General features: G+C 41.5%; 13 protein-coding genes. All 13 read left to right on the top strand.

What is annotated here, in order from left to right; genetic code table 11:
- The coding region (locus tag GXZ13_05300; GenBank protein ID NLX75230.1) for a bifunctional (p)ppGpp synthetase/guanosine-3',5'-bis(diphosphate) 3'-pyrophosphohydrolase at positions 1 to 1,341 on the top strand (1,341 nt) is incomplete at its 5' end.
- Positions 1,342 to 1,345: 4 nt separating this feature from the next.
- Positions 1,346 to 1,795 carry a D-tyrosyl-tRNA(Tyr) deacylase gene (locus GXZ13_05305; GenBank protein NLX75231.1) on the top strand — a complete coding sequence of 150 codons (450 nt, stop codon included), beginning with the start codon at positions 1,346 to 1,348 and terminating at the stop codon, positions 1,793 to 1,795.
- A gap of 1 nt (position 1,796) precedes the next feature.
- On the top strand, positions 1,797 to 2,426 hold the full coding sequence (locus GXZ13_05310) for an MBL fold metallo-hydrolase (protein ID NLX75232.1): 630 nt from the start codon (positions 1,797 to 1,799) through the stop codon (positions 2,424 to 2,426).
- Positions 2,427 to 2,437: 11 nt separating this feature from the next.
- Positions 2,438 to 3,097, top strand: a complete 660-nt coding sequence (gene radC, locus GXZ13_05315; GenBank protein NLX75233.1) for a DNA repair protein RadC — start codon at positions 2,438 to 2,440, stop codon at positions 3,095 to 3,097.
- A 69-nt stretch (positions 3,098 to 3,166) separates the two neighbouring features.
- On the top strand, positions 3,167 to 4,222 hold the full coding sequence (locus GXZ13_05320; GenBank protein NLX75234.1) for a rod shape-determining protein: 1,056 nt from the start codon (positions 3,167 to 3,169) through the stop codon (positions 4,220 to 4,222).
- A gap of 24 nt (positions 4,223 to 4,246) precedes the next feature.
- Entirely contained in the window at positions 4,247 to 5,038 is a 792-nt protein-coding gene (locus tag GXZ13_05325) for a rod shape-determining protein MreC (GenBank protein ID NLX75235.1), read from the top strand.
- Positions 5,035 to 5,502, top strand: coding sequence for a hypothetical protein (locus tag GXZ13_05330; protein NLX75236.1), 468 nt, complete (start codon positions 5,035 to 5,037; stop codon positions 5,500 to 5,502). The genes GXZ13_05325 and GXZ13_05330 overlap by 4 nt, the downstream gene beginning before the upstream one ends.
- The gene (gene mrdA, locus GXZ13_05335; protein ID NLX75237.1) at positions 5,495 to 7,267 is read left to right on the top strand and encodes a penicillin-binding protein 2; all 1,773 of its coding nucleotides are present in this window, start codon (positions 5,495 to 5,497) and stop codon (positions 7,265 to 7,267) included. The genes GXZ13_05330 and mrdA overlap by 8 nt, the downstream gene beginning before the upstream one ends.
- A 12-nt stretch (positions 7,268 to 7,279) precedes the next feature.
- Positions 7,280 to 7,957, top strand: a complete 678-nt coding sequence (gene minC, locus GXZ13_05340) for a septum site-determining protein MinC (protein ID NLX75238.1) — start codon at positions 7,280 to 7,282, stop codon at positions 7,955 to 7,957.
- 13 nt (positions 7,958 to 7,970) lie between these two features.
- Positions 7,971 to 8,765: a septum site-determining protein MinD gene (minD, locus tag GXZ13_05345; protein NLX75239.1), complete on the top strand. Its 795-nt coding sequence runs from the start codon at positions 7,971 to 7,973 to the stop codon at positions 8,763 to 8,765.
- Between the two features lie 8 nt (positions 8,766 to 8,773).
- Positions 8,774 to 9,055 (top strand): cell division topological specificity factor MinE, encoded by a 282-nt coding sequence (gene minE, locus GXZ13_05350; GenBank protein NLX75240.1) that lies wholly within the window; start codon positions 8,774 to 8,776, stop codon positions 9,053 to 9,055.
- A gap of 52 nt (positions 9,056 to 9,107) precedes the next feature.
- Entirely contained in the window at positions 9,108 to 10,169 is a 1,062-nt protein-coding gene (rodA, locus tag GXZ13_05355; protein ID NLX75241.1) for a rod shape-determining protein RodA, read from the top strand.
- A gap of 106 nt (positions 10,170 to 10,275) precedes the next feature.
- A partial coding sequence (locus GXZ13_05360) for a B12-binding domain-containing radical SAM protein (protein NLX75242.1) occupies positions 10,276 to 10,854 on the top strand: 579 nt, incomplete at its 3' end.

Consider the following 10,854-nt stretch of genomic DNA (forward strand, 5'->3'; position numbering starts at 1 on the left):
CTGGGAATAGTGCATACGATATGGAAACCAATTCCGGGACAGTTTGACGACTATATTGCAAACCCAAAAAGCAATATGTATCAGTCTTTGCACACCACCGTAGTAGGTCCGACAGGCGAACCTCTTGAAGTCCAAATAAGAACTAAAGAGATGAATTTCCTGGCAGAATACGGTATCGCGGCTCACTGGAACTACAAAGAAAGTGCTCACAAAATAGACAATTTGGATAAAGGGCTCACTTGGATACGTCAGCTTCTTGAAGAATCTCCTGCAGAAAACCCAGACGAGGAAGAAGAAAGCGACAAGAGCGCACATTTTTTAGACAACTTAAAAACAGATGTTCTTTCAACCGAAGTTTTTGTATTTACGCCAAAGGGGAAAGTAGTTTCGCTTCCCAAGGGGTCAACTCCAATAGATTTTGCATATACAATCCATACCGAAGTAGGGAATAAATGCGTAGGTGCCATGTTAAATGGCAGGATTGCTCCTATGGATCAAGAACTGCAAAATGGCGACATAGTCAAAATATTGACATCAGCACAGGGCAAACCCTCACGCGACTGGTTGAAGATAGCTAAATCCACAAGAACACGATCAAAGATTAAGGCATGGTTCCGTCAAATTGACAGACTAGAACGCGAGGAAAAGATAAAAAGAGGCAAGGAACTTTTAGAAAAAGAAGCAGCACGTCGTTCTCCTGGAGTGGAGGAACCCCTCTCTGCAATTTCGACTCAACTCAGCCAGATAGCTCGAGATATGGGATATGCAAATACAGAAGATATGATTGTTTCCGTTGGCAATGGTTCTCATTCTGCTTCTAGCATACTTGCACGAATTTCAACAACGGACACAACAAAATATCAAGTTCCTGAGATTCTTCCGGTACAGCAGCAGCGCAAGGAAGCTGATTCAGAAATAGTCGTTGAGGGAGTAAGTGGAGTTCTCGTTACTTTGGCACAGTGTTGCCACCCTATACCTGGTGATAAGATTGTTGGGCAAGTAACAAAAAGTCATGGAATCTCAGTTCACAGGGCAGACTGTCCAAATATTGACGAAAAAAATAAAGAAAAACAAGTTGCCGTTTTTTGGGGACGTCCTAAACATACTAGATATACAGCTCGCATCAAAATAGAGGGTCTAGATAAGCCGAATCTTGTAAGCGAGATAGTTGAAGTAATAACGTCCATGCAGGCTTTCCTAAGCGGAATAAGAGCGGGAGTTGTAAACAACTCAAGAACTCGCGTCGTAGCAGAAGTACAAGTTGAAGACATAGAGCATTTGTATAAGATAGTGGCTAAGCTCAATACACTTTCCGGCGTAATGGAAATAATCAGGGGGTAAGCAGTTGAAGGCTTTATTGCAGCGTGTTTCAAAAGCAAAGACAGTTGTAAACGAAAAAACAGTGGGAAGCATAGAAAACGGTCTTTGTGTATTTATCGGAGTAACCCCGACTGACACGGAAGAGGATATCTCTTGGCTTGTAGATAAAATAATCAATTTAAGGATATTTAGCGATGAAAATGATAAAATGAATCGTTCCCTTTTAGATGAAAAGGGAGCTATGCTCGTTGTTTCCCAATTCACTTTGTGTGGAAACTGCAAAAAAGGCAGGCGTCCCTCTTGGACGGAAGCGGCTGAGCCCTCTTTTGCCGAAGAAATGTATGAGAAATTTATAGATGAAGTGTCAAAAAACGGGATAGTTGTTGCTACAGGAGTATTTCAGGCACACATGCAAATAGAGATATGCAATGATGGTCCTGTTACTCTCATGTTAGACAGTAAGGAGAGAAAGTAAGATGAAGATTAAAAGATTTGCGCTTGGATCACTGTGGACTAACTGTTACGTAATATGGGACTCAAACGGAGACGGTTTCATTGTTGACCCAGGAGGTCCTGCTTCTGAGGTAGAGGAGTACATAAAGAACAACGATATACTTGTACATTGGATACTACTCACTCATGGGCACGCAGATCATATTGGTGGGGTACAGGAATTGCGTAACCTTTCAGAAAAAGGTGTAGCCATCCATTACGAAGATGCATCCTGTCTATCTGATCCCAATAAAAACCTCTCCTCCTTTTTGGAAGAAATTATAAAAATACATGCTGCAGAAAAAGAACTCAAAGAAAATGATATTTTAAATGTGGGTACAATGAAAATCGAAGTAATACATACACCGGGGCACACACCCGGCTGCATCTGCCTTCTTGTCACAGATGGCGAAGAACAGCTGCTGCTCTCCGGAGATACACTTTTTGCAAGATCGATAGGAAGAAGTGACCTCCCCGGCGGGAATGAAACAGTACTGCTTAATTCACTGAAAAAACTTGAGCATTTCCCTGATAAATTGAAAGTCTATCCCGGTCATGGGCCGGAAACGACTATAGGCACAGAAAAAGAACATAATCCGTACTGGGTAAGGTAGCTGCGATGCGTATGTCACAGCTCTCTCCCCGTGAGTTTCCCAGAGAAAAACTTCTTGAAAAAGGAGCCGACACACTATCTACTACAGAACTTTTGGCTATATTGATCAGAACCGGCACCAGAGATAAAGATGTATTAGAATTTTCCGCCTCCATACTCAATAAGTTTGGGGGCTTAGAGGGTCTTTGCAGAACCAGCCCTGCCGAATTGATGCAGGAAAAAGGACTGAAATCCGCAAAAGTTGCGACTTTGTCCGCAGTAATGGAGCTAGGAAAACGAATTTCTCTGTTGAAGCATGAAAATCGGGAGTCATGGGAAGCACGTCTTGAAAAAATATCACAAGACACGAGGTTTTTGGACAGAGAAAAGATTTTTGCTCTCTATTTGGACACTAAAGATAATGTAATAGAAGAAGAAACAATTTCATATGGTGGCCAAAGTGGAGCGTACATGGACATACCCGTATTTTATAGAAAAGCAGTTAGACTAAATGCATATAGTGTATTATTGATACATAATCATCCGGATGGTTCCCTGGCTGCAAGCAGAGAGGACGTAGACCTCACGGAAAATATCCGCAAAGGACTCAAGTTATTGGGAATCAGACTGAAGGGACACTATATTGCTGCGGGCGGGACTCATACAATGGTTCCGCAAAGTTATGGTTATTAGATTAAAAGAATTTAAACAGTACGAAATTGTATTTTTGTTTCGTTTTATTTTTTGAAAGCAGGTGGTGTAGTGTTTAAACTGAAGTCTAAATTTTTTAGCAATGAGATAGGTATAGATGTGGGGACAACGAACACTGTAATATATGTAAAATCCAAAGGTGTTGTCCTAAAAGAGCCCTCGGTCATAGCAGTTAGAGCCCTTGGTAGAAAGGGAAGCAAAGAAATAATAGCTTTCGGTTCTGATGCAAAAAAGATGGTGGGTAGAACACCTATAGGAGTTTCGACGATTAACCCTCTTTCACATGGGGTAATAGCTGATTTTGAAATGACGGAACATATGATACGTCACTACATAAGATCTGCTATAGGCGGGAGTGGACTCTTCTCTTCGCCAAGAGTGGCTGTTTGTGTTCCGGCTAATGTCACTGAAGTTGAAAAACGTGCTGTTGTTGAAGTCACATTGGCAGCTGGAGCGAAAGAAGCATTTGTGGTAGAAGAACCATTCGCCGCCGCATTAGGAATAGATATGCCTGTCTACGAACCACAGGGCAGCATGGTAGTAAATATAGGTGGTGGCACTTGTGAAGTTGCAGTGCTATCCCTTGGTGGAATAGTGCTAAACAACGCAACTAGAATAGCTGGGAAACTGTTGGACGACACCATTATTTCCATGATTCGCCAGAACTATACAGTGGTAATAGGAGACAGCACCGCTGAAGAAATAAAAATAACAATAGGCACAGCATTAGAAAATGACCAAGAACTTTTTATGGAAGTAAGAGGCAGAGACCTCGTTGATGGCCTACCCAAAGTCATCAAAATAGGATCGCGTGAAGTATTTGAGGCTTTAGATCCTATTCTTACTCAAATAGAGGATATCATTCGCTCCACGCTTGAGCAGACACCGCCGGAACTTGTGAGAGACATAGTGGATCAAGGAATAGTTATAACCGGTGGAGTTTCACAGCTGCGTGGATTAAATTTAAGGCTAGCGGATACTCTTAATGTCCCTGTCCACTTGGCAGAACACCCTATGTATTCTGTAGCCATGGGGCTGGGGAAGATATTAGAGACCCCCGTAGAAAAAAACAAAGTTTCAATAGTTATAGAGCGTGGGAAGATTTAATATTTAGTATAAAGAAGGAGAAGTATGAAAAGAACCTTAATCAAAATTACTAAGCCTTGGATGCATGGCCTAATATCAATAATATTAGGTTCAATGTTGCTTTTTATTATGATGAGGTCTCCAATGCTTCACAGAGTTAGTGTAGACACCGTAAGCAGAATTCTTTACTTTCCCGAAAAACCCGTATTCAAACTGCGCAACATAATAAAATTCAGCAGCAACTGGCTATTGGAAAGAGCAAGCTATCAAGGCCGAATTGAAGAGCTAGAGAAGAAAAATTTTAGTATGTCTGAGGCACTTCAAAAAGCCAGGATAGAGATGTCCCCCTATAAAGCTAATTATGAACGAGCTTTAGTTACTCTTAGATATCCGGAAGAGTGGTGGAGCGAGTTTAGAATTGACAAGGGAACAAAAGCCGGTATTTCAAAAGGAGCAGCCGTACTATCCGATGGATATTTCATCGGAAGAGTGGTGGATGTTGGTGAAAACTATTCCTGGGTAGAGCTTATAACATCTTCGTCATCTCTTGTTGCAGCAACGATAGAAGAAACACGCGAACTCTGTATTTTGAACGGAGACAATAAGGGTAATTTAAAGCTGTTATACGCACAAGAGGATAGCAGAGTCCAAAAGGGTATGAATGTATCAACATCCCTTATGAATGAGCAGATTCCTCCGGGAGTTCCTATAGGAACCATAATAGCAGAGGGAAGTTCTAAAGATAACTATAAAGAAATCAGAATCAAGGCCGGTGCTCATCTTACACAGCTTTACAGCGTGGATGTTTTTGTGATTGCAGAGGAGCAGCTAAAATGATGTATTTCTTGCTGATTTGGCTGATACAAAATTTATTGCAGACATTTGCTATCGGGTTATGCCTTGTCCCTGATTTTTTCTTAATGTCGATTATATATGCTGCTCTTATTGAAGAAAGCAATAGAGAGAAGCACATAAAACTGATATGGGTGGCTTTTATAGGAGGAATATTTTGGGATCTTCGTTGGACGAACCTACCGGGACTTACTGCTGCTATAAACGGAGCCATGGTTGCATTCTCTTCTTTTTTTTGGAGTAAAATGCCGGCACAGGGCCGTTCTCCTGTGACCTTTTCCATTTTATTGGCTGCCACACAGATTATATCTCGTTTGATAAACGTTCTATTCTGGACAGTTCCCAGCCAGGTGGCCATAAGGCAAATTATAGTGCAATCGCTGCTGACGATACCAGTCATTGTGATATTGGCGTTCTTCTATCATAAAGCTCGTGACAGCCATGTCTAAAACCAAATACGCTATTTTTGAAATGGAGCGCAGGATACAATTTTTACAGAGAGTTCTATTTGTAACATTTTGTTTTCTCCTTTGCGGCCTCGTATTTTTTCAAATTCTTAAACGTAATGAATATATAAATCTCGCTTCAAAAAATAGACTTAGAATATTCAGAATGCCCGCACCGAGAGGTGTCATAACCGATATTAATGGGGCTCCTTTGGCCGCCAACGTCAGAACCTTTAATATCAACGTTTACCCGGTTGATGCGAATGACGAAGAAAGCAAGATTAGAATATCCAATATTCTACAACGCAACGGAATCCCAATGACTGTCGAAAAATTACAGGAATTAATTCAGAAACAGTATTCAGCACCATACAGAGCCATAACTCTTATCAAAAACCTAACTTTCTCGCAAGTTGCGGAATTGGTTACGGACAGAGAATTCAATGAAATGCTTTTCGTTTCTCCCATGTGGCGCAGAACTTATCCCGCGTCTGAAGTGGCAGCTCACGCAGTGGGTTACGTATCAGAGATAACAAAAGAAGAACTGGAAACAAGGGACTCTTCCCAGTATAGAGGTGGAGATCTCATAGGAAAGACTGCAATAGAAGCTTTTTATGATGACTATCTCAATGGATGGGCTGGAGAATCGGTAATAGAAGTTGATGCCCGTGGAAGGAAACTTCGCGACATAAGCAGCAAAGAGCCGGTAAGAGGCAAGGATATCATCCTGAGTGTTGACCTTGAAGCACAACGCTATGCGGCAGAGTTAATGGGGAAATATAGAGGCGCAGTGGTTGCAATGGATGTCAATGATGGCTCAATAAAATGCATTTATTCATCTCCGTCCTATGATCCTAATTCTCTGACATGGGGTATCTCTAGCAAAGAATGGGCGGCTCTGGCAGACCGCATAGAAAGACCTATGATGAACAGGGCTATATCTGGGTCATATCCGCCAGCTTCTACATTTAAAGTCGTGACGGCCTCAGCCGCACTTGAGGCGAAAACAATAAATACAAGAACCAATGTTCATTGCCCCGGATACTTTACATTGGGAACAGGAAGGTTTAGATGTTGGAAAAGAACAGGCCATGGTTCAGAAAATGTAAATAATGCGATACGAGATTCCTGTGACGTGTTCTTTTATCAAACTGCGACGTGGTTAGGAATAGACAAGCTTATTCTGACAGCAGAAAAATACGGAGTTGGACAAAAGACAGGCATAGACCTAATTAGTGAAGTAGATGGCACGATTGCGGGACCCAAGTGGAAGAGAGAGAGAATTAAAGAAGCATGGTACGGTGGAGACACAGTAAACTACTCGATAGGGCAGGGCTATCTGCTTATGACCCCTCTACAACTTGCAAGAACATATGCAGCTATTGCAAATAACGGTAAGCTTGTAAAGCCGAGATTGAACATAGAGTCAAAAGTTGAGTACAAAAAAGTAAACATATCAGACACGACAATAAAGCTAATGCAGGAAGCATTGCTTTCAGTTACAAATAGAGGTACGGGGCGTCGAGCAAATATGTTCGGGGTAAAGCTTGCCGGAAAAACAGGAACGGCACAAAATTCACATGGAGAAGATCATGCTTGGTTTGTAGGCTATGGCCCGGAAAAAAACCCTAAATATGTAGTGGTCGCCATCGCGGAAGCAGGACGAGCCGGGTCTGAAGTTACTGCACCGATAGTCGGAAAGATGTTAAACTATCTTGTGAATGGTAAAAAATATGTGGAACCTAAAAAGGTTGAAGAACAAAATTAAGAGGTGCTTAAAATGATTCAGCTAAAAGGCAGAAAAGCGGGACTGCTGAGATGCATAGTCCCAAGTGATATCAGCGAAAAGCAGCTGCTTGATGAATTCGCCGAAGTAGTTGAAAGAGGGAACGGTCTTTTACAGGGGAATAGCATCATAATTGACATGCAAGACAGAGTGTTTACCCCTTCACTTGTGGTAAAAATATGGAAAAGCTTTGTCGAACCTACGGGATGTGTTGTTGCGGGTTGGCACTGTGATGATGAATCTTCGTTAAAGTGTCTGTCGAGCTTAGGAATAAAGATAGAGTCAGAAGAGGAGTACAAACAAACAGCGCCAGCACCCAAAAGCAAGAAGAGTACTTCTTCTGAGCCAGGAGTTTTTTATACGGGCAATTTAAGGGGAGGACAAAAGCTGATTCATAACGGGGACGTTATAATTCTTGGGAGGGTCCATGTCGGAGCAGAGATTCATGCGAAAGGGCATATCATAGTTTTAGGCAAACTAAGCGGCCTTGCACATGCCGGTTGTTACGGAGATAATTCTGTATCAGTAGTTGCTCATTCTCTTGAATCTACTCAAGTAAGAATAGGAACAAAAGCAGGTATGATAGATAAATCATCAGATTTTTGGAATAAACCGGCGGTAATAAGCATCTCAAATGACGAAGTGCTTGTTGCTGGCTGGCCAACAATATAGGGGGAATAGTAAGTTGGATTGTAGAATAATAGTAGTCACTTCTGGTAAGGGTGGAGTTGGGAAAACTACCACCACAGCGAACCTTGCAGCTGCTTTAGCAAAGGAAGGATACAAAGTAGTAGCTATAGATGGTGACGTGGGACTAAGAAACCTTGACGTAATAATGGGACTTGAAAACAGAATGGTTTATACGTTGATAGACGTGGTTGAGGGAACTTGTCGTTTAAACCAAGCTCTTATAAAGGATAAAAGAATCGAAAATCTTTACCTTATACCGACGGCACAGTCACGAACAAAGGACTCAGTTTCAGCAGACCAGATGTTATCACTCTGTGAAGAACTCAGAAAAGAGTTTGACTTCGTGCTTATCGACAGCCCTGCGGGAATAGAGTCAGGCTTTCACAACTCTGCGATAGGCGCAGACGAGGCAATTGTAATTACTACACCTGAAGTATCGGCAGTCAGAGATGCGGATAGAATAATAGGGCTTCTTGAGTCCATGGAGAAAGCTCCGATTCGCTTGGTAATAAACAGAATCAAGCCAGAAATGGTTTCACGTGGAGAGATGTTGGATGTTCAGGATGTATTGGACATATTGGCAGTGGATATTCTGGGTATAGTACCTGATGACGAAAGCATTGTAACTTCCGCAAACAAAGGTGAACCTTTGACTCTTGGGAGTACATCACAGGCAGCCAAAGCCTATTCAAATATATCAAAGCGCATCATAGGCGAAGAAGTCCCGATTTTAAATCTTTTCTCTGAATCGAAAGGGTTCTTCTCACGCTTGTTTGGTAGAAAGAAGTAGGTGATGGCATGTTAGATTTTGTTGCAAGACTGTTTAAGGCTGAAAGAAGTAAAAATGTAGCAAAAGAAAGACTTCAGCTGGTTTTGATTCATGACAGAAATGACATTTCGCCGGAGATACTTAACTCTCTTAGGATAGAAATGATAGCTACAATAAAAAAATATCTTGAGATAGATGAGAACGGTATAGAGATAGAGTTAGACAAGGCAGACAGATCTGTGGCTCTTGTGGCAAATATACCGCTTAAAACAATGAACAGAAAAATAAGAGGACGGGTGAAGCGTGACTGACAAGATTAACACAGTGAGATGGAGTGATATCCGTGCTTATCTCGATAAGACAATGTTGATATCGACATTGCTCCTGTTTATTCTTGGTGTCATGGCAATTTATAGTGCCGGTCGTTCCGGTTCAAATGGCTTTACTCTTTCTTCTTATGCAGTTAGACAGTTCATATGGGGAATAGCCAGTGCTGTTACGTATATTGCAGTATTAAAGATAGGATATAAAAATTTTTTAAGAGCAGCACTGCCACTTTTTGTGCTGACAGTTATTTTACTTTTTATGGTGCTCTTTGTGGGATACGTGTCAAAAGGTGCTCAAAGCTGGATTCGTTTAGGCGCTTTAAGATTTCAGCCTTCAGAGTTGGGAAAAGTTGTATTTGCTCTTGCATTGGCAAAAATTGCCACAAGATTTCCTCCTGTTGACCTAAAGAATATGCTTCCCATTTTCGGGATAGCATTTCTTATTACCATTCCCATTTTGTTGCAGCCAGACTTAGGAAGTAGCCTTGTATATTTAGCAATGTTATTTACAGCTCTTATTGTCTCAGGTGCTCCGCTAAAATTTCTTTTTGGAGTTTTATTAACAGGCTTAGCCTCTTTGCCCATCGGATGGCTGTTTTTAAAACCTTACCAACGTATGAGACTTCTCATATTTTTGGATCCCATGGTAGATCCCCAAGGTGCAGGTTACAACGTTATTCAATCAAAAATTGCCGTCGGGTCTGGAGGATTGTTCGGCAAGGGATTCTTGCAGGGCACACAGGGTAAATTGCACTTTTTACCTGAACCTCACACGGATTTTATATTCAGCGTTTTTTCAGAAGAATTTGGTTTTGTGGGAAGCGCGATGGTTTTATTCTTATTTTTTCTATTATTAAGTCGACTTCTTTCAGTTGCACAATATACAAAAGATTTACGTGCTAAACTACTTGTGACAACCATAGCGACTTGGTTCTGGTTTCAAGTAACAGAAAGCATCGCTATGAGCATGGGATTAGCCCCCATAACAGGCATACCGCTGCCTCTCTTTAGTTATGGAGGAAGCTCTCTCATAGCGGTGGCCATTGCTTTAGCTCTTGTTCAAAGCGTTGCAATAGTGTCAAAAGAAGATCGATTTTAGTTTAGCAAAAACAATCATGATTATATGGAGAGAAATCTCCGTTTAAAATACTAACTGTTTCCTGTCTGCATTTTTAGCGGTAGGAGCTTTTTGGAGGAACAGATTTATGCCTAATAAGCTCGAAGCAGACTCGTTACGCTCCATACTGTCCGGAGTAAAGCGTCCGTCGAGATACATCGGCGGAGAATGGGGAACTTCTACAGAACAGAAGTCTCCAGACGCATTACAAGTATGTTATGCTTTCCCGGATTTATACGAAGTGGGGATGAGTTATCTCGGATATCAAATATTGTATTCTCTTACAAAAACCTTTGACTATGTTAATGTAGAAAGGGTTTATTGCCCGTGGTCGGATCTTGAAGAATCTTTACGCATTTCTGCAACCCCTCTTTGGTCTTTAGAAAGCAAGAGCCCTCTTTTTCAGTTTGATGTTATCGCTTTTACTCTCCAATATGAACTTTCTTATACAAACATACTTACGATATTGGACTTAGGAGGAATTCCACTTCGTTCGTCACAACGAAATGACAGCGATCCGATTGTGATTGCCGGAGGCCCCTGTGCTTTGGCACCGGAACCGTTAGCTCCCTTCATAGATGCTTTTTGTATTGGAGACGGTGAAATATTTTTGCCGAAAATATATGGCACGTTAAAAGCTTTAAAAGGAAGCACCCGTTCAGAAAAG

The organism is Synergistaceae bacterium (assembly GCA_012728235.1).
Lineage (GTDB): Bacteria > Synergistota > Synergistia > Synergistales > Synergistaceae > JAAYFL01.

Coding starts and splice junctions, on each gene's coding strand:
- minE (NLX75240.1), top strand. CDS start 8,774: ATGTTAGATTTTGTTGCAAGACTGTTTAAGGCTGAAAGAAGTAAAAAT.
- mrdA (NLX75237.1), top strand. CDS start 5,495: ATGTCTAAAACCAAATACGCTATTTTTGAAATGGAGCGCAGGATACAA.
- rodA (NLX75241.1), top strand. CDS start 9,108: ATGTTGATATCGACATTGCTCCTGTTTATTCTTGGTGTCATGGCAATT.
- GXZ13_05310 (NLX75232.1), top strand. CDS start 1,797: ATGAAGATTAAAAGATTTGCGCTTGGATCACTGTGGACTAACTGTTAC.
- minC (NLX75238.1), top strand. CDS start 7,280: ATGATTCAGCTAAAAGGCAGAAAAGCGGGACTGCTGAGATGCATAGTC.
- GXZ13_05330 (NLX75236.1), top strand. CDS start 5,035: ATGATGTATTTCTTGCTGATTTGGCTGATACAAAATTTATTGCAGACA.
- radC (NLX75233.1), top strand. CDS start 2,438: ATGTCACAGCTCTCTCCCCGTGAGTTTCCCAGAGAAAAACTTCTTGAA.
- GXZ13_05325 (NLX75235.1), top strand. CDS start 4,247: ATGAAAAGAACCTTAATCAAAATTACTAAGCCTTGGATGCATGGCCTA.